At 68.6% G+C, this 19,366-nt stretch carries 15 protein-coding genes; 6 read left to right on the top strand and 9 right to left on the bottom strand.

The window, feature by feature from the left end; all coding sequences use genetic code 11:
- Positions 1-47: 47 nt before the first annotated feature.
- The 9 genes from C0R46_RS19620 to C0R46_RS19660 form a co-directional block, all read right to left on the bottom strand.
- Positions 48-1,328, bottom strand: a complete 1,281-nt coding sequence (locus tag C0R46_RS19620; RefSeq protein ID WP_102961373.1) for a bis-aminopropyl spermidine synthase family protein — start codon at positions 1,326-1,328, stop codon at positions 48-50.
- A gap of 4 nt (positions 1,329-1,332) precedes the next feature.
- A complete protein-coding gene (locus C0R46_RS19625; RefSeq protein WP_102961374.1) occupies positions 1,333-2,400 on the bottom strand; it encodes a PIG-L family deacetylase in 1,068 nt (355 codons plus the stop codon).
- Positions 2,397-3,770, bottom strand: a complete 1,374-nt coding sequence (locus C0R46_RS19630; RefSeq protein ID WP_102961375.1) for a class I adenylate-forming enzyme family protein — start codon at positions 3,768-3,770, stop codon at positions 2,397-2,399. Before C0R46_RS19630 ends, C0R46_RS19625 begins: the two co-directional genes overlap by 4 nt.
- Positions 3,767-4,987 (bottom strand): DegT/DnrJ/EryC1/StrS family aminotransferase, encoded by a 1,221-nt coding sequence (locus C0R46_RS19635; RefSeq protein WP_102961376.1) that lies wholly within the window; start codon positions 4,985-4,987, stop codon positions 3,767-3,769. Before C0R46_RS19635 ends, C0R46_RS19630 begins: the two co-directional genes overlap by 4 nt.
- Positions 4,988-5,011: 24 nt before the next feature.
- Entirely contained in the window at positions 5,012-5,860 is an 849-nt protein-coding gene (locus C0R46_RS19640) for an ROK family protein (protein WP_157944704.1), read from the bottom strand.
- A complete protein-coding gene (locus tag C0R46_RS19645) occupies positions 5,857-6,927 on the bottom strand; it encodes a Gfo/Idh/MocA family protein (protein ID WP_102961378.1) in 1,071 nt (356 codons plus the stop codon). The genes C0R46_RS19640 and C0R46_RS19645 overlap by 4 nt, the downstream gene beginning before the upstream one ends.
- Before the next feature lie 55 nt (positions 6,928-6,982).
- Positions 6,983-8,743: an asparagine synthase (glutamine-hydrolyzing) gene (gene asnB, locus C0R46_RS19650; protein ID WP_102961379.1), complete on the bottom strand. Its 1,761-nt coding sequence runs from the start codon at positions 8,741-8,743 to the stop codon at positions 6,983-6,985.
- A gap of 135 nt (positions 8,744-8,878) precedes the next feature.
- A complete protein-coding gene (locus C0R46_RS19655) occupies positions 8,879-10,780 on the bottom strand; it encodes a hypothetical protein (protein ID WP_102961380.1) in 1,902 nt (633 codons plus the stop codon).
- A gap of 261 nt (positions 10,781-11,041) precedes the next feature.
- The gene (locus C0R46_RS19660) at positions 11,042-11,449 is read right to left on the bottom strand and encodes a hypothetical protein (protein ID WP_157944705.1); all 408 of its coding nucleotides are present in this window, start codon (positions 11,447-11,449) and stop codon (positions 11,042-11,044) included.
- Between C0R46_RS19660 and C0R46_RS19665 the strand changes: the two genes are divergently transcribed.
- From C0R46_RS19665 to C0R46_RS19690, 6 genes are all read left to right on the top strand, one after another.
- Positions 11,448-12,251, top strand: a complete 804-nt coding sequence (locus tag C0R46_RS19665) for a polysaccharide deacetylase family protein (protein ID WP_245413690.1) — start codon at positions 11,448-11,450, stop codon at positions 12,249-12,251. The two genes, C0R46_RS19660 and C0R46_RS19665, sit on opposite strands and share 2 nt — an antisense overlap.
- Complete coding sequence (locus C0R46_RS19670) at positions 12,248-13,120, top strand: GNAT family N-acetyltransferase (RefSeq protein ID WP_102961383.1); 873 nt, start codon at positions 12,248-12,250, stop codon at positions 13,118-13,120. Before C0R46_RS19665 ends, C0R46_RS19670 begins: the two co-directional genes overlap by 4 nt.
- 104 nt (positions 13,121-13,224) lie before the next feature.
- A complete protein-coding gene (locus tag C0R46_RS19675) occupies positions 13,225-15,162 on the top strand; it encodes a dipeptide ABC transporter ATP-binding protein (protein WP_102961384.1) in 1,938 nt (645 codons plus the stop codon).
- Between the two features lie 52 nt (positions 15,163-15,214).
- Positions 15,215-17,197, top strand: coding sequence for an ABC transporter substrate-binding protein (locus tag C0R46_RS19680; protein WP_198598416.1), 1,983 nt, complete (start codon positions 15,215-15,217; stop codon positions 17,195-17,197).
- Positions 17,194-18,189, top strand: coding sequence for an ABC transporter permease (locus C0R46_RS19685; RefSeq protein ID WP_102961385.1), 996 nt, complete (start codon positions 17,194-17,196; stop codon positions 18,187-18,189). The genes C0R46_RS19680 and C0R46_RS19685 overlap by 4 nt, the downstream gene beginning before the upstream one ends.
- Positions 18,186-19,343 (top strand): ABC transporter permease, encoded by a 1,158-nt coding sequence (locus C0R46_RS19690; protein ID WP_102961386.1) that lies wholly within the window; start codon positions 18,186-18,188, stop codon positions 19,341-19,343. The genes C0R46_RS19685 and C0R46_RS19690 overlap by 4 nt, the downstream gene beginning before the upstream one ends.
- The last annotated feature ends 23 nt before the right edge of the window (positions 19,344-19,366 follow it).

Consider the following 19,366-nt stretch of genomic DNA (forward strand, 5'->3'; position numbering starts at 1 on the left):
GCCGTATGGGTAAGAGGCCTCTCGCGTTGGCCGACTAGGCTGTCGCTTTACCCAGCAGCGCCGCCGCCCCGCTGACGGCTGAACACATGGTCGCCGCAGGTCGGGCAGCCCGCATCCTTCAGCGCCTCGATCGTCGTGAACCGTTCGCCAGTGCCGACCGGAACGATGGTTCCGCAGGTGCGGCAGCGATAGCTGCGCCGCCGCGGCCGCACCTCACCGGTATAGATCGGCCCATCAACCGCTTCCCCCACGATCTCCGATCGCGTGCGGCGCGTCGTCCTCAGTTCGATCAACTGGCCGACGCCGCCGAGGATGGAGGCGCCGCCATAGGTGTTGAAGGACGGCCGGATGCGGGTGGCGGCCAGACCGAGGTCGTTCAGGCGCATCTGCAGTGCCAGCATGTCGTCCGGCGAGAGATCCGCATAGGACAGGAACACGGGCAGGTTTGGCTCGGCCAGGAGCGCTTCGATGCCGCGCGACAGGAAGAGCGAAGCACCCTCCAGCGTATAGGGCGGATCGGTCTCGGCCGTGTCGAAGGCCCCTTTGAAGCCCTCCGGCAGCGGTTTGCGCAGGTCATGAGCGGTGATCTCGAAGGCGAGGCCATGCCGCTCGCGGGCACGTTCCAGATGCGCGATGCGGCCGGGATCGAGCTCCAGGACGCTGAGGCGGCGCGGCGCCGCGTCGATGGCGCGCGCGATCAGGGACAGGGCGACCGAGATCGAATCGTCGTCGCCGAGAAGGAGGATGCGGCGGCCGGCCAGCGCGCCAGCCTGGTGCATGGCGAAAGCGCGGCGCAGGGCAGTCTCCGGCGTGCAGGGCGCCTGGTCGAGCGTAACGTCCACGGGCGGGCCGTCCGCCGCATGCACCTCCATCAGCGGCAGCAGCGGCTTCAATCGGTCGTCGAGATCGGCGCCGGCGGCATCGTCCTGCAGACGAGGTCGAACGGGGCGACCCGGACGCTCCGGACGTTCGGGGCGCGGAGTGCGCGCTGCCTGTGGGGGAACGCCATCGCTCGCTGCGGCGCCGGGCGTTCCGGACGGACGCGGCGACAGGCCGAGCGTGTCGGCGGCAAACCGCTCACCGTCGGACGACAGTGCGACGCCGCCGCCGCGCACGAGAAGGCCTGCCGTTTCCAGTTCGCGCCGCACTGCGCCGACGACCGGCAGCGGAATGCGGACGAGGCGGGCAAGGACATTGAGCGGCAGCGGCCCCTCGGCGTGGATGGCGCGCAGGATTGCCGCGACGCCTTCGCGGCCCTCGCGCAGGCTGGTGGCCTCGGCGATGCGGGCGAGGAGGGCGTCGCCCTTGGCGGCTGGCATGTCGGTCATGGCGTCATAGAGCCGATGGCACGGGCGAAGTCCACTGTCCGCCGCGCCGCAGTCCTTCGAGGGCGGCGTGGGGCTGCCTGAAGCTGCGCTCGGCCGGCACGTCCGGCGCACCGATGGTGGCGGCGTGACGCAGGCAGGCGTCGATCTGATGATCGCGCAGCCGGGTGCGGTAGACGCGCAAGGCGGCGCGCTTGCTGCCGAGGGCTGAGGCGATGTTCGTCAGTCGCGGCTCCAGGCCGCCCGTCGCGCCGGCACCATCGAAGACAGAGGTCGCCCCATAGGGCAGATCTTCGAAGAAAATGAGCGGCAGGCCCGTGGCCGCAGCCCATCGCTCCGCGGCGATACGGGTGAGGACGTGGTCGAGATGTCCGCCGATGCCGGCCGGTGCAAGGATGCGCATGCAGCCGTCCTGCGCGGCACGCTGCAGGACTGGCTCCAGAGCGCTGAGCACCGCATCCAGATCGGCGGAGCCGGCCGGGCCGTCCAGCACCCTCGCTTTCGTCCAGCCGAACACGGCGCCGAGTTTCAATTCGCGCCGGTCTTGCGCCCCCGGCAGGCCGAGATGAAGCGCCCGGTAGCCGAGAATACGGGCCGCCAGCGCGTCCTCCTCTGCGGCCAATGCGTCGAGCTGCGCCGGAGGCACCCGCAAAGCCTCCTGATAGGTCTGTCGCGAGAAGATGTTGACCACTAGGGGTGGCCGGCCGACGGGGCGCGCTGCCGCGATGGTGCCGCCGAGGGAGAGCGCGGCATCATCGATATGCGGCGAGAGGATGAGGTCGTATCTTTCGCGTAAAGGCGAGCCAACCGGTGGCGGCAATCGCACGAGAAGACCGGCGTCCAGCAGCGCGGCCAGCGCCGCAGCCTCTGCGGAACCGGCTTCCGGCAGCTCATCCGCTCGCCGTTCCACCTGGCAGAGGGCCGCGAGCGCCCGCTGCTCCGGCGGCAGCGGCAGGATGCGGCCGCCGGCGGTGCGCAGGCCCGCGGGATGCGGCTGATAGTGCGGCAGCAGCCGGACCGTGGCGCCGGAGGTCGGCGTCCGGAGCCGGGCGATGCTGCCCCCACGGTCGTTCACGCCTGATAGCTGGAGATGGCCGCCCCGGCCCGCTCGCCAGCCCTTTCATCAGCCGCGAGGAGCTGCAGGCGGTCGATCTTGCCGGCGGCCGTCCGCGGCAGGGCCGGCATCGTGACGATGCGCGTCGGTACGGCAGGCACCTCTGCCAGCGCTTCACGGATGATGGCCGGGTCCGGGCGCGGCCCTTCCAGCGCCAGGATGAGCGCGTCGGCTCCACCCCGATGGCGCTCAGGACCGCAGATCGCGAGGGCGTCTGTGACACCCGGAAGCGCCCGCAGACGCTGCGTCAGCGCCGCACCGTCGATGCTGTGGCCGTTGATCTTTAGGCGATCGGCGAGCCGCCCGATCAGCACCGCTGAGCCGTCGGCCTCTCGCCGCACCACGTCCCCGGTGCGCCAGATGCCGGCGGCATGATCGCTGGAGAGGGCAGAGCCTTCCTCGCCGAGGATCGCATGGCCGAGCGACAGCACCAGTTCGCCCATGCTGCCATCCGGCGGCGGCGCGAGAATGGTGATGCCGTTGAATGGACGTCCGATCCTCCCTTCCGGCAGCGAGGCGGGTTCGCCGAAGGTGGCACCAGTCTCCGTCGAACCGTAGTTGCGGGCGAGGGCGCAGCCGAAGCTCCGACGGAATGCGGCATCCAGCGCGTCCGGCACCGGCCCGGCACCGGCAATCACCAGACAGCTGCTCTCACCATCGGCGATGAGGCCCCGCTGTGCCTTGACCGCAAGCCGGGCGATTGCGGGCGTCAGCACCACGACGTCGAAATCGCCGGCGCGAAGGCGCCGCGCCAGTGCAGCCGGGTTCGGCGTCCGCTGACATTCGACCGAAGCACCGGCGCTGATGAGCGCCAGCGCCGCGCCGAAGGCAAAGGAGTGAAACACCGGTGCGGCGATCAGCGCCCGCTGACCTGCGGCAAAGCCATATCGGGCAGCGTAGCGTTGCGCCTCGTCGAGGAGGCTTGCCGCGCCCCGCGCCACAAGCTTCGGGTGGCGTGTCGAGCCGGACGTGGCCTGAAGGAGCGCCGGCGGGTCGTGGTCCGGCGTTCCGTGGGTCTGCTGCTGCAGCGTAAGGCCGTCCCAGTCGAAAAGAGACGCCTCGCCGGTCCACGTCGCGGCAGTCAGCTGCTCGGCGCCGAGCACCGGCACGAGACCGCGGCGCCACAAGGTATGGACGCCGTGCAGGAGGGCGTTGCCGTGGATCCCACGCAACCGCACGCGGTCGCCGGGATGGTACGCGGCCGCCATCGTTGCCGCGGCGGAAATAGCCGGTTGGAGATCGACGGTCGCGCCACCGGCGGACCTGTCGCCGACGAAGCGGCCATTCTCCATAAGGGCTACGAGATCAGCGAGCGTCGATGGCACCATCATGCCGACCGCGCCAGTTCGAAGTCCGTACCACGCACCATCTCCCGCGGGGTGCGCAGCGAGGCGACGGCCGCGGCGACGTCGTGCAACAGCTGCTCGTCCCCGAGAAGCAGGGCGTGGTGGAACCAGATGACGCGGGAGCCGGCAGCCTCGGCCACCGGCGTGTCGAGCCGGGCGTAATCCGGCGCGCCGCGGCCGTGCAGCAGACGGGCCGCTTCGGGACCGGTGAACATGCCGGTGCGATGCACGGGCGGGAAGCCGCGATAGGCGGGAATGCCGGCGCCGCGCAGCTCCGCCGAGAGGGCGCTCGCATCGCGCCCGCCGAACTCGGCTGGATCGAACCACGCCATCACCATGTAGCGCGAATGCCGCTCGATATGGGCGCGGGTGACAAGGGGTGAAAGGCCAGCGCTGCGGAGCGCGGTTTCGAAGACCGGGGCCGCCGCCTCGCGGGTGGCAAGCTGGCCATTGAGGCGCCGAAGCTGGCCGGACAGGAGCGCCGACTGGAACTCGCTCATGCGCATGTTGGTGGCCGGCATCAGGTGCTGGTAGGCGGTGTCGCCCTGCGGCCGGCCGCAGGAATGGAGCGCGAAGGTCTGCGCGGCGACGTCCGGCCGGTTCGTCGCGACGGCACCGCCTTCGCCCGCCGTCATCAACTTGCCCGACTGGAAGCTGAAGATCGAGGCATCGCCCAGCGTGCCGAGCATCGCACCGAAGGCTCGTGCGCCATGCGCATGCGCGGCATCCTCCAGCACCACGAGGCCGTGGCGTTGGGCCAAGGCCAGCAGCGCCGGCATCTCGGCCGCCTGGCCGGCCATGTGGACGGGGATGATGCAGCGGGTGCGCGGCCCGGTCGCGGCTTCGACGGCTCCAACGTCGATATTCAGCGTGTCCGCCTCCACATCGACCAACACCGGGATCGCGCCGATCCGCAGCACCGCCGACGCGGTCGCGATGAAGGTGCAGGCCGGCACGATCACCTCGTCGCCCGCGCCGATGCCGAGCGCCGTCAGCGCCAGTTCGAGTGCCAGGGTGCCGTTTGCGACGAGACGGACATGGGCGATGCCGAGATAGTCGGCAAACTCCGCCCCGAAGGCATCGCCGCGCGCGCCGTTGCCGCGCCACCAGCGGTGAGAGCGCAGCGTCTCCAGAAGGACCGCCTCATCCGCTTCGTCGTGGAGCGGCCAGGGCGGGATACGGTCGGCGAAGCTCGGCAACATCCGGCTTGCTCCAGTCACCTCAACTTAAAGTAGTAAATTCTTCGTGGCGCGTTCCGTCAAGCCGGCCGCCAGTGCAGCGCCGACGAGCGCGGCGCCTGAACCGTCGGGATGCGGCACCACGTTGATCGGACGGCCGCGATGCGCGAGCGTCTGGTTCAGATCCGTCTGCAGGCCGGAGAGCCCGAGACCGCCGGCGACTGCGTAGGCGTCGGCATCGAACAATGCGTGCAGGATGGCGTAGGCCTCGGCCAGCGCGCGGATCGCGCGGCGCCGACCTGTTCGATAGGCCGGCGAGTGGCGTCCGGCCGATGCTTCCAGCATCGCAAGACTGCGGCCGGACGCGACCGCCTGCAGGCATCCGCGGCGGCCGCAGCGGCATGAGGCGCCGCGTGCGGCAGGCACGGGGATATGGCCGGCGTCCATGGCGGCGCCAGTGCGGCCGAGCAGCGGGCGGCCTTCAACCACCGCACCGCCGCCGATGCCGGTCCCGACGGAGAGGCACACCACCGTTCCGCGTCCGCCGGGACAGAGCTTTGCCGCGGCGGAGAGGGACGCTGCCGTGGCATCGTCGATGAGGGTCGGCCGCAACCGCTTCATCTCGGCGGAGAGTAGAGGCTGGCCCAGCCACTCCGGCCGGTTCGGCCAGCGGCGGACGGTGCTGTCGGGCTGAAGTTCCGGCGCCGCGGCGATGGCGATGCGTCCCGGCCTGCCGGCGCTGCGCCAGGCTGCATCGAGATGCTCGGCGCATTCGGCAGGCTCACTGGGCGTCGGCGAGCGCTGAAGCGTATCCGTCTTGATGTCGCCTGCGAGGACGACAGCGCTGCGCAGCCAGGTCGCCCCGAGATCAACGGCAAAGATCGGCGTGCCGCTCATGCCCGCAGGGCCGTGCCGGCCCGCGCCAGGAAGGCGAGGTCGGCAGAAATCGGACTGTCCGGCGACGGCGGCTGCTGCAGACGTGCAGCAAAGTCGCGCAGCACGGCGGCAAAGCCCGCGCGCTGCAGTGCAACGCCTGGCTGGAAGTCGCGGACCATCATGGGGGCGTCGGGCGCATGGCGTTCCACACGTTGCCATGGCACCCGCCGCGCATCCGAAAAGCCGAACAGCCCTTCCAGCACCGCGCTGCCGTTGTCGCCGACGGCGGAGAGGCGCACCAGATCGCCGGCCGTCTCGTCGCGCCAGCGCACGGAAATCGTGACTTCGATGCCGCTGACCGTCAGGCCCAGCGCGCACCGGCTCGGCGTCGCCAGCATCGGCACCGCGGTCTCTGCCCCGTGCCAGCGTGCGGCACCGACCGCGAGGGCTGCCGCCGACTCCGCGGTGTCGACTTCTGCCCGAAGAGCGGTCCGCCTGATCGATCCCTCCGGCCAGTCGAGTGCAGCGCCGGCGATGTCGAGGAGGTGGGTGCCGAGATCCGGCACGACGCCCGTCCAGCCGTCATCGCTCCGGCGCTGCCAAGCACGCGCCGGGATACCGTCATGGCGGTGCCATAGGAGATCGATGCGGCGCAGTGGCGCGATCTGCCGGCATTGATCGAGCCAGAAGCGGACGTCGGCGCGGTGGCGGCACGCCGTTGCCGCCACCAGGTGCGAGCCGCCGACAAAGGCGGCTGCCGCAAGCGCCGCAAGGTCAGCCTCGTCGCGCAGGACCGGTTTTTCGACGAGGCAGGCGCGGCCGTTCCGAAGAAGCCGCACCGTCTGGTCGAGATGCGAAGCGTTAGGTCCAGCGACCAGGGCGGCGTCGAACCGTTCGTCCAGAAGTGCTTCGAAGGAGGTGACGCGTCGCGCCCTCGGCCAGAGCCTTTCGGCCACCTCCAAGGCTGCCGGATCAGGGTCGAAGACAACGGCCACGTCGAAGCGATCCGCCATCGGCCGCAGTACGGGCGCATAGGCCTGGCGCACCACCCAGCCGCAACCGCAGAGGGCGAGCGCGACCGGGTTCATCCTGCAGCAGCCGGGATGCCGGCTGGGCCGCCGTCCCGGTCGAGTGGCGCCGGTCTCATGCGAGTGCCCGTCGGCGGCGGCCGGAAAGCTCCGCCAGAAGGTCACGGATGCTCGGAAGATCGCTTCGCCGCCCCTGACCCTCGATGCAGATGCGCCGGAAGAGCTCGAAGGTGACGAAGTCCTTTGCCGTAGGGAAGCAGACTCCAAGGGCCGAGTGCCGCCAGGGGGTCCGCGCCAGCGCGCGCTCGCACATCGTCGCGAACGTCACCGCGTGGTCGCCGGCCGCATCGGGCATCATCAGCTTCGCCCGCCCGGTGGCGGCGGCAAGCCGGCTGCCGAACCGACGGCGCGCGATGCGGCGCAGCAGCGGCTTCTGGCCTGCCGGTGCCGTCGGGTGGTGGAGCGATGTCGGCAGGGCGGTCACGAGCGCACGCAGGCTGCCCTCGAGATAGGGCACCCTCATCTCGAGGGAGGCGGCCATCGAAAGCTGATCCACGGGGTCGAGATGGCAGCGCTCCAGCTGATCCGCACGGTTGACGGCCAGCATGGTGGCGAAATGCTCGACGCCTGAGCTTGCGGTCCTGCGAACGCGCTCGATCAGGGCCAGCGCGGCGTCGCTGGGTTGCAGGCCGCTCCGGCGGGCGCGGCGCAGGCCATCCTCCATGCTCGCCAGGGTCGGCAATGCTGCGACATGGGATGGATAGCCGCCGAACATCTCGTCAGCGCCTTCACCGTTGAGGCAGGCTTTGGTGTCCGCGGCGATCCGTCGGCAGAGCAGCAGGAACATCGGACCGGCGCCGAGGTCCGGCGATCGGGTCGCGGCGATCGTCTCCGGCACCGCGGCGAGATAATCGTCGAAAGACGGCGTCAGCAGATGGTGCTCAGTCCCGATGGCAGCCGCCACGGCGGCGGCGGCACGAGCATCGGGATGCTCAGGGGACGCCGCCACCGTGTAGCTGCGCAGGCGATACGCCGTGCTGGATATGGACTCGGCGGCCAAGGCCGCGATCAGGCTGGAATCCAGCCCGCCGGACAAGGCAACGGCGACCGGCTCGTCGGCCTGGAGATGCGAGCGAATGGCGGCCTCCAGCGCCGTCTCGACCGCATCTTCGGCGTCGATGGGAGCGACATCGCAGTCATACGGCCTTCTGAAGGGCCGTGGCGTCCCGATGAGCAGCCGGCCCTGCCAGCTGATCTCCAGAATATGGCCGGCCGGCAGCACATCGACGCCGGCGAAGAGGCTCGCTGCTCCAAGTGGGTGGCCGACGCTGATGAGATCGGCGAAGGCCGTCAGATCGAGCTCTGCCGACACGGCGGGATGCGCCAGCAGGGCACCGATCTCCGAGGCGAAGACCAGCCCGCGGCCATCTGGAAGACGGGCGACAAGCAGCGGCTTGATGCCCGCGGGGTCACGGGCAAGAACGAGGCGCCGGCCGTCGCGCTCGGCAATGGCAAGCGCGAACATGCCGGACAATCGATCGAGCGTGCCCGGGCCCCATTCGACCCAGGCCCTTAGCACCACCTCTGTGTCGCAGGTGGAACGGAAGCGATGCCCCTGCTCGGCAAGCTGCTGCCGCAGCGCCGGTGCATTGTAGATCTCGCCGTTGAAAACCAGGGTGATCCCCGAAGGCTCATCCTGCATCGGCTGCGCGCCGCCCGCAGCGCCGACGACAGCGAGCCTGGTTGCGCCAAGGGTGAGTGACCCGACCCTGACGAAGGCTTGCGCGTCCGGCCCGCGGTGACGCAGCGCCGTGAGGAGCGGAGCCATGTCGGCTGGTGCCGCGCCAAGGTCGATCAGTCCGGCGATCCCGCACATGGATCAGCTCGCAACCGGTCGCGGGGAATTGAACGACGTCCCGCTCATGCTCGCCTCGGCGCTCCTGCCTCGTCTGAGCGATGCTGTCGCAAAGGCAGAGCAGACGCAACTAAAAGTTGCGCTCAGTAACGCTCGTCAGGCCTCCGGAGGCACGGCCGCGGCCAGCGTTGCAGGCATGCGAAACCCTGCTGGCGCGCCGGTCGCTGCCATGGTGCGCCCGAACAGATGGCACTGACCGTCGACGACGAAGAGCACACTGGCCGACGCGGCAGCGTTGTTGTCGACCGGTGGAGCCCAGCGCACGGCCGGCGCGCCGGTGGCGGTCTGCGGCCAGCGATGCAGCCTCGTTCCGAGCGGCCAGCGCTGGCGCCAGATCAGCGCAGCATGCCAGTCGCCGCCGGGAACAGCACCTTCGATGCTCAACATCGCTCGCGACAGGGTGATCGTGAACGGCGGCTCGCCCTCGGTGTTGCCGACGATCTCGCAAGCGCGGCAGATGGTGAGATGCCGCGTCAAAGGTGGCTGCGTCTGCACCTTTATGCGGTAGCACGTCGCGGCTGCCCCGCAGTTCTGGCAGCGCGCGGCGTGATCGAAGGATCGCATCGCACCGTGGCGCAACCACAGGCTCTCCAGGCTCGACTCGTGGAGAGCTGCAACAAGCCGTTCGAACGCGTGGTGAGTCTCATGCTGAGATGCCTGCGCCTCGACCGGCGATCGGCCGGCGGCGCTTTTGGCGTTCCCGGCGCGTCCCTTGAGCCCGGCGATCAATTCCATCAGTGGAACGGCTGGCGGTCGATCAGCGGTTTGGAGGGGCAGGGTGGCGTCGGCCCCGCTTCGGCTGCTGTGCTTCAGGGGCGCCGAAGGTGCGGGTGTCGAAACGGACGTGGTTCGCGCCTCACCCCGAGGATCGCGTTCATCGGCTGCGACAACGGGGGCGATGCGCAATGCCGGATCGCCGAAGAGAAGCAGCGCCTCGCTGGTCGCATCGGCCGCTGCATTGTGCCGGCCGATCACGCTGCCGACCGTCTCGCCGCCGAGAAGAGGCTGGATCAACGACTGCGTCGATGCCTCGGCGCTGAGGACGATACTGCCTGTCGTGACAAGGGCACCAACAGCCGGGCTCGTCGCCAGCCGCAACCCGACGCCGTAGCGGCGATCGATGAAGCTTGCCTGTGCCGGAAAGCCGATGCAGGTGTTCCAGATCAGGAGGCGCGCTGTCACTGCATCTGGCGTCAAGGTTCGGCGCGCCAGCGCCGGATCGGCAAGCGGGATCCGGGTGCGATGGCATTGGCCGGTCGAGCGGCACTGCGGCGGGCGCGGCCACTCCGCTCGCCGGAATTCACGATCGTTCGGACACAGGATCAGGCCGCCGCCGAGATCGCCATCGATTCCGTCACCGTGTCCCGTGATGCGGATCAGGCTGCCGCCGCGTCTCAGCGCAGCGCGGATCGTGTCAGGATCGGCCCCACCGCCGGCGAACGTGCAGCTGCGGCCGGCGAAGAACCCGCTTCGCTGGTTCGGCGAGAGCTCGACCAGGTGAGGCAGGCCGCCGCCACCTCCGGCCATCACGCCGATGGCCGTGGCGAGAAGCTTGAGTCTGAGTTCCTCCGTGTTTCGGCCGAGGATCAGTCCGGGCGTCGACGAACGCAGCCCCTGCGCCCAGTCCGTCAGGTCATCATCCGCATCGTCCGCTAGAGCGATGACCACCGCGGGCACCTCCAGCTGATGCAGCGCAGCGACGTCCAAGGCTAGTGCGACGCGGCGGCCCGTCAGATGAGCGTAGAGATGCGCCGCAGCCGGATCGTTGCGGCCATAGGCGACGACGCTCTCCGCGCCCGCCCGCTCGCCTGTTCGATTCCGGCTGTGCCGAACCGCGGCGGGTGCCATGAAGCGGAGCGTTGCGCCCATATTCACGGCAATCGCCGCAAGGCGTTCAGCATCCCCGCCTGCGAACGGCAGGACCGGCGAACCGGATTCGTCAGCCAGGCAGGCATAGGCATTGTCGACACTGGCGACCGGAACCGACGGCAGCGTCATGGCTCGGCTCCATGGTCTGTCGGTGGCGCCTAGCGGTGCCAACGCGGCACGTTCCGCGGTTCGGTCTGCAGGCAATGGCATGTGCGCTCGATGCGGCTCCGCACGATCAGGATGCGGCTTGTCCAGACCCTCGGGCTGCTGCGGCAGAGCCGATGCTGGCAAGCTGCAGGTGGGTCGGGAATGTTCGATCCACCCGCATGACGCTGATCTTCCTTCGCGCGTTCGAAGCGATCGGCGGTATGACCGTGCCTTGGACGCGGCCTACCAGTGCAGCGAGTCCTTCATGTCGAGGTCGATGCCCGACTGTGCCAGCTCGGCGCGTATACCGGCGAGCTCCGCCTCAGCCTGATGCAGGTTCTTCAGGCTGGCCTGAAACCGCGCCAAGCCGGCGAGATAGCTGCGGCTCTCTTCTGCATTCATATTCGTCCCTTCGAACGACGACTCTCCCATCGGCGTACCGGACATGGTGGCTCTCCTGTTGGTGTGGATCACGCCGATCAGGATAGCAGCGCCGATTGCAACTTCAAGTTGTTTATAGGCGCAGATGATCACCTGTGCTGCCGGCTGCTGCCGTGTCATCACCAGCCGCGCGGCCGTTCGGCGGCGTCGTTGCGCGTGCAGACGCGAGCGCTTATCCCGATAACCGATCATCGGGATGCGCAGCGGCATGGATGCGGACAAACTCTTGAGCGAGCTGGCGCTCTGGCAGGCGGCGGGCCGGCGCCTGCGCCTTTGGTGGCGCGACGACGATGCCGTTGCCGACACGCCGGCGCTCCGGCGCCTGATCGCCATCGCCGAGGCTCATGCGATGCCGCTCTCGCTTGCGGTCATTCCAGCGGCGCTGGAGGCGAGCCTCGTCGAGGCGAGCGATCATCCGCTGGTTGCCATCCTCCAGCACGGCTATGCGCATCGTAACCACGCCGCGCCGGGCGGACGGGCGGTGGAATGCGGCGGCGCGCGGGACGATGCCGCGATCATGGCCGAGCTGGCGGATGGCCGGGCCCGGCTGCAGGGCCGGTTCGGGTCGCGCGCGCTCCCCGTGCTGACCCCGCCTTGGAACCGCATCGAGGACCGGGTGCTGCATCGCCTGCACGCTGCCGGCTATCGCGGCGTCAGCGGCCATGGCGAGCGGCGGCTGCCCCGGGGCTCGCTGCTGATCGAGGCGCATACGCATCTCGATATTTTGCGCTGGAAAGGCGGCGCGCATTTCGCCGGCGCGGCCAAGCTGATCGGCGCGATGGCGGACGAGCTTCGGCTCCGGCGCGAGCGGGGCGACGACCCCGATGAACCCTATGGCTTGCTGACACACCATCTGGTGCATGACGCGCCGGCCTGGGCGTTCCTGGAGCAACTGCTGGCCGTCCTAGCGGGCCATCCCGTGATCGCGCCGGTCGACGCGGGCACGCTGTTTGGCCTCACCTCGCCAAGCGCCGGCACCATGTCGGGATTAGTCGGGGGCACGGCTGCATGAGTGCGGTCGTGCGTCCCGCCACCGAGGTTGATATTGCCGGCGTCGTCGATCTCCTCCACACCCATATGAACCCGAAAATCCCGCCGGAGCGCTGGCGCCGCATCCTCGACTATCCCTGGCGTCCGGAAGGCGTGGAACGCGGCTGGCTGGTGGAAGCGGACGGCCGCATCGTCGGCTTCATGGCGACGATCTACAGCGACAGGCTGACGCCGTCTGGATGGCGCCGCTTCTGCGACCTCGGCTCCTGGTACCTTCTGCGCGAGCATCGCGGCAGCGGTGTCGGCGACGCACTGCTGCAGGCCGGCATGGCGCAGCCGGACGTCACCTATGCCACGATGACCGCGCGGGCGGCGACCGGCCGCAAGATCCGCGCGCTCGGCTTCGGCATCCTCGACGACAGCCGCCTGCTGTTCCGGCCGCGCGCAGGCGAGCGCGGCGCCCTTCAGGTCGAGACGGACCCCGATCGCATCGCGCCGCATCTGGATGCCTGGCATCAGGCGATCCTGGCGCATCACCGCGCCTTCAACCTCCGCCACGCCCTGCTGCGCACGCAGGACGGACACGGCTGCTACCTCGTCTATCAGGTGAAGCTGAAGGGCGAGGCCGTCGCCTATCACGAGATCCTCCATGCCAGTGATCGGAGCATCCTTGCCCTGCATGCGCAGGCGGTTGCCGATGTGCTGGTGGAGGGCGAGACCGGTGTTCTGGCCATCGACAGCCGCTTCCTGGCCGAGGCTGGCGCTCTTGCGGATAACGGGCAGGTCGAGACGATCCGGCTGCCACGCTGGTACCGCTCGCCCGACGTCGCGCCGGCCGACATCGACCATCTCTTCTCGGAAACCGTGTTGCTCGATCTAAAACTGCCTTGAAACGGATGGTTGGTCGAAAGGCATGTCTCGCCACCGTCATTGCCATGGATTAACAAGGAGATGGGGCGTCCCTTGCGGCGCGCAGTGGCAGTCGCGGACCGTGCATGAGCGATCTCCTCACCGTTGAGGGTCTGACCATCGAGTTCAGGACCCCGGCCGGCACCGTGCGGGCGGCAAATGAGCTGTCCTTCCGCGTGCCGGCCGGGCGCACCGTCGCGATCGTCGGCGAGTCCGGCTCCGGCAAGTCCGTTACCGGGCTGGCAATCCTCGGCCTCCTGCCGAAGGTGGCGGCGGTCCTCGGCGGTCGCATCCTGTTCCGCGACCCCGCGGCTCCTTCGGGCGCTCCGCCGATCGACCTCGCCTCGCTGAAGCGGGACTCGCACGTCTTCCGGTCGATCCGCGGCGACCGCATCGCGATGATCTTCCAGGATCCGACGGCGGCGCTGTCGCCGCTCCACACGATCGGCGACCAGATCGGCGAGGCGCTCCGCATCCACCGCGGCGTCGAGGCGGGAGAGGCGCGGGGCGCCAGCATCGAGCTTCTCGGCGAGGTCGGCTTTGCCGATCCGGAGCGCGCTTTCGACACCTATTCCTTCGAACTGTCCGGCGGGCTGTGCCAGCGAGCCATGATTGCGATGGCAATGATCTGCCGTCCGGCCCTGATCATCGCCGATGAACCGACCACCGCCCTCGACGTCACCGTGCAGGCGGAGATCATGCAGCTGCTCAACCGGCTGCAGGCCGAGCATGGGACTGCAATCCTCCTGATCGCCCATGACCTCGGCGTCGTCGCCAACATGGCGCATGAGATGGTTGTGGTGCACCATGGCGAGGCGATGGAGCGAGGCACGGCGGCCGATCTCTTCGCCGACCCGCGGCACCCCTACCTGAAAGCGCTTCTCCATGCCGTGCCGCGGCTGGGGATGAACCGGGCCGAACGCCTGAAGCCGCTCCGGGAGATCCGCGTCGATCCGGCTGCGGCCTCACGGACCGCACGCGACAGGGCTAAAGGATCCATGCAGACCTCCGTCGCCGCCGGAGACGTCTTCCTGAAGGTGCGCGGCATCACCAAGAGCTTTGCCGCAAGCCAGGACCGCCGCTGGCTGGCAGCGGCGCCTCAGCGCGCGCTCGCCGTGCGCGATGTCAGCTTCGACATCCGCCGCGGCGAATGCCTCGGCCTCGTCGGCGAGAGCGGCTGCGGCAAGACGACCCTGTCGAAGATCCTGGTGCGGTCCGAGGCGACCGACGTCGGGACGGTCGAGATGATCGACGCCGGTGCAACGACGGACGTGCTCGCGCTCTCAGGCGAGGCGCTGCGCCAGTGGCGCCGGCGCGTCCAGTACGTCTTCCAGAACCCGTATTCCGCGCTGAACCCGCGCATGACGGTTGGCGCGATCCTCGACGAACCGCTGGCGATCCACGGCCTCGGCGACGAGCGCTGGCGGCGCCATCGGGTGAAGGAACTGCTGCACCTAGTCGGTCTCGATTCAACGCATCTGAACCGTTACCCGCACGGCTTTTCCGGCGGGCAGCGCCAGCGCATCGGCATCGCGCGGGCGCTCGCACTGGAACCGGAGCTGATCATCTTCGACGAGCCAGTCTCCGCACTCGACGTCTCGGTGCAGGCGCAGATCCTCAATCTTCTGCGCGACTTGCGGGAGGCGCTCGGCCTCACCTACCTCTTCATCTCGCACAATCTCGGTGTCGTCGATTACCTGGCGGACCGCATTGCCGTCATGGCGGCAGGGCGCCTGGTGGAGATCGCCCCGCGCGAGGCGCTCTTTTGTAAGCCCCGGCATCCCTATACGCAGGCGCTGATCGCGGCGATCCCGGAACCTGATCCAGACCGCCGCCTCGACTTCGCCCGGCTGCGCCGCGACCGCAGCTCCGATCCGGCTTCCTGGCCGTGGCCGTTCGGCCCATCTGATGGGGGCGAGGAGCCGCATCTCCTCGATCTCGGCGGCGGCCACTATGCACGCAGCTTCGCCGCGCCAGCGGTGGATGGCCGCGTTGCTCCAGCCCTTGCGGCCGTGCCAAGCTGATGCCGGAGCGATCGACGGTGCAGCGGCCACAGCGGATGATGGACGAAGGGTCATGATGACAATGCCGTTCGTCCGTCGCATGCCGCGGGTCGCCGGCTTGGCCCTCGGCGCCACCATCCTCCTCGTTGCGTCTTTCATCGTGCAGCGGGCGGACGCTGCCTATGTCGAGCCGCCGGTTTTGGCTGCCGCCGTCGCCGCACGTGAGCTGCCGCCGGTCGACCAGCGCATCCCGGCCGAGCCGCTGGTGATGGACATGCCGTCGACAGGGCGGCAGACCGGCGACTACGGCGGTTCGCTCCGGATCATCGAAGCGCAGGCGCGCGATACGCGCCGTATGGTCGTGTTCGGCTATGCCCGCCTTGTCGGCTATGCGCCCGACGGCACCATCCAGCCGGATATCGTGAAAGCCGTCGATGTGGAGGAGGGGCGGCGCTTCACCTTCCATCTGCGCAAGGGGCATCGCTGGTCGGACGGCGCGCCCTTCACCTCGGACGACTTCCGCTACTACTGGGAGGATGTCGTCAACGACAAAGATCTCGGCATGAACGGCCTGCCGCGCGAGCTTCTGGTCGACGGCGAACCGCCGCAGGTGAGCTTTCCCGACGCGCTGACGGTTCGCTACGAATGGTCGAAGCCGAACCCGTATTTCCTGCCGGCGCTCGCCCAGTCCCTGCCGCTCGAGATCGCCCGCCCGGCGCATTACCTGAAGCAGTTCCACAAGCGCTATGCCGATCCGGCCGAGCTGAAGCAGCGCGTCGCGGATGCCGGCCAGCGCAATTGGGTGGCGCTGCATTACAAGCTGGATCAGCCCTACAAGAACGCCAATATCGACCTGCCGTCGCTGCAGCCCTGGGTGCTCGCGACGCCGCCGCCGGCGGACCGCTTCATCTTCCGGCGCAATCCCTACTTCCATCGTGTCGACACGGCAGGGCATCAGCTGCCCTATATCGACGAAGTCGCCATGAGCATCGCCGGCACGGGCCTGATCCCCGCCAAGGTGGGCGCCGGGGAGGCTGACCTCCAAGCCAACTACCTCACCTTCGGCAACTATCCCTTCGTCAAGGCCGCGGCCGAGCGAGAGGGCTACGATGTCCGGCGCTGGCGCAGCGGCAAGGGCAGCCGCATCGCGCTCTATCCGAACCTCACCTGCGCCGATTCCGCTTGGCGGGCGCTGCTGCGCGAAGCCGATTTCCGCCGCGCTCTGTCGCTCGCCATCAACCGCGAGGACATCAACCTCGCCGTCTATTACGGCCTGGCGCGACCCTCCAACGACACGGTCCTGCCGGGCTCGGTCCTGTTCCAGCCGAGCTTGGCCACGCGCTGGGCGACCTATGATCCGGAGCGCGCCCGTGCGCTGCTCGACGGCCTGCACCTCACCCAGAGGAATGCGGAGGGGATACGGCTCCTGCCGGACGGGCGGCCGCTGACGGTCGTCGTGGAAACATCCGGCGAAGAAGGCGAGCAGCAGGACGTCCTGCAGCTCGTCGCCGAAGACTGGCGTCGCGTCGGCATCGGTCTTGTCGTCAAGACAGGCGAGCGGGACACGCTATCGCGGCGGCTGAACACCGGCTCGACCGTGATGTCGATCTGGGCGGGGCTGGAGAATGGCCTGGCGCATCCTAACGACAGCCCGGCCGAACTGGCGCCGACCAATTCCGATCAGCACCAGTGGCCGGCCTGGGGGCTGAACGCCGAAAGCGGGGGCAAGCTCGGCGAGGCGCCGGATCTTCCCTTCGCACAGAAGCTCCTGGCCCTGAACGAGGCGTGGCGCCGCACGCTGGATCCCGCCGAGAAAGCTTCGATCTGGCGGCAGATGCTGGAGATCAACGCAGAGGCCCTACCGCGGATCGGCATCATCGCCGACGTCGATCAGGTCATCGCCGTGTCGAAGCGCCTGCACAACGTGCCGCAAACCGGCGTCTTCAATTTCAATCCAGGCGCCTATTTCGGCATGTACCGGCCGGACACGTTCTTCTTCGCGCCGCCGGGGGCGCGCACGGCCGCCCGTGATGGGGAAGGTGCGCTGCCGCAATGATCCGATATCTTGCCGGCCGGATCGCCACGATGCTCGGCACGCTGGCGGTGATCAGCGTCCTCGTCTTCACCATTATCCAGCTGCCGCCGGGCGATTACCTCTCGACCACCATTGCCGAGCTTCGCGCCGAGGGCGAGACGCAGGCCGAGGAGAAGGTCGCGTTCCTGCGCGACCTCTATGGTCTCGATAAGCCGCTGCCGCTCCAGTACCTGACATGGGTCTCGGGCTTCGTGCAGGGCGATTTCGGCTATTCCTTCGAATACGGTCGGCCCGTTGCCGAAGTGATCGGCGATCGCCTGTTCCTGACCCTGATCCTGAACTTCGTCACGGTGCTGTTCATCTATCTCGTCTCGTTCCCGGTCGGCATCTATGTCGCCGCGCGACGCTACGGACAGGTCGACTACACACTGTCCTTTCTCGGCTATCTCGGCCTTGCGACGCCGAACTTCCTGCTGGCGCTGATCCTCCTTTATTTCGCCAACACCCTCTTCGGCATCTCGGTCGGCGGGCTGATGGACCCGGATTACACCGGCGAGGCCTGGACCGCCGGCAAGATGGGCTCGCTGGCCGCCCATCTGGTGGTACCGGTGGTCGTGATCGGCATTTCCGGCACGGCGGCAATGATCCAGCGCCTGCGGGCGAACCTCATCGATGAACTGCAGAAACCCTACATCGTCACCGCAAGAGCCAAGGGGCTCGGCGAGCGCCGCATCCTGTTCAAATATGCGCTGCGCTCGGCCCTGAACCCGTTCATCTCCGACATCGGCGATTTGCTGCCGCAGGTCGTCTCCGGTTCGGTGATCGTCTCGGCGATCATGTCGCTGCCGACGACGGGGCCGATGCTGCTGTCCTCGCTGCGTAGCCAGGACATGTATCTCGCCGGCTCGTTCCTGATGTTCCTGGCGGTGCTGACCGTCGTCGGCATGCTGGTGTCGGACATCGCGCTCGCACTGATCGATCCGCGCATCCGGATCGGGCGGGGAACGGCGTGAGCGAACCTCTGGAGCATTGGGTCTCGACGGAGCCGTTCGACCCCGGCAGGACCTCGGCGCGTCTGTCGAAGCCCTCGACCCGTTATCTCGAAGCCTCGCAGGCGCGGCTGTTCTGGTGGCGCTTCAAGCGCCATCGCTTGGCACTGGTCGCGCTGGTGGTGCTGGCGATCGCGTATCTCACGGTGATCTTCGCCGAATTCATCGCGCCCTACGGCGTTGCGACCCGCAACACGCAGCACATCTTCATGCCGCCGCAGCCGATCCATCTCTTCCATGAGGGTCAGTTCGTCGGCCCGTTTGTCTACGACATGCGCGGGCGGCTCGATCTGGACACGCTGCAGCGCCACTACACGGAGGATGAGCGGCGGCCGCGGCCACTCCGCTTCTTCTGCAAGGGCGAACCCTATCGCTTCTGGGGGCTGGTGGAGGCGGACCTGCATCTTGTCTGTCCGCCAAGTCTTGGCACCTTCTTTCCGCTCGGCACCGACCGGCTCGGGAGGGACATCGCCTCGCGGCTCGTCCATGGCGCGCGAATCTCGCTGACGGTCGGCCTCGTCGGCGTCGCCTTCTCCTTCGCGCTCGGGCTCTTCTTCGGCGGTATCGCAGGCTATTTCGGCGGTGCGACCGACTACTGGATCCAGCGCGTGACCGAGATACTGCGCTCGATCCCGCAGCTGCCGCTCTGGCTGGCGCTGTCGGCGGCGCTGCCGGTGACGCTCAACCCGCTGCTCGTCTATTTCGGCATCACCATAATTTTGGCGCTGCTGGACTGGCCCTCGCTTGCCAGGGCCGTGCGCTCCAAGCTGTTCTCGCTGCGCGAGGAGGATTTCACCGCTGCCGCCGAGATGATGGGCGCGCGTCCGGCGCGGATCATCGCGCGCCATCTCCTGCCGAACTTTGCGAGCCACCTCATCGCCTCGGCCTCGCTGTCGATCCCCACGATGATCCTCGCCGAGACTGCGCTGAGCTTCCTCGGCCTTGGCCTCAGGCCGCCGATCGTGAGCTGGGGCGTCCTCCTGTCGGAGGCGCAGAACATCGAGGCGGTCGCCCTCTATCCGTGGCTGCTCATGCCGATGCTGCCGGTGATGGTGACCGTGCTTGCCTTTTCCTTCCTCGGCGATGGTCTGCGCGATGCCGCCGACCCGCATGGCTGAGGCGAGACGAGGCTCTCGACTCC

The organism is Mangrovicella endophytica (assembly GCF_002893625.1).
Classification (GTDB): domain Bacteria; phylum Pseudomonadota; class Alphaproteobacteria; order Rhizobiales; family Rhizobiaceae; genus Mangrovicella; species Mangrovicella endophytica.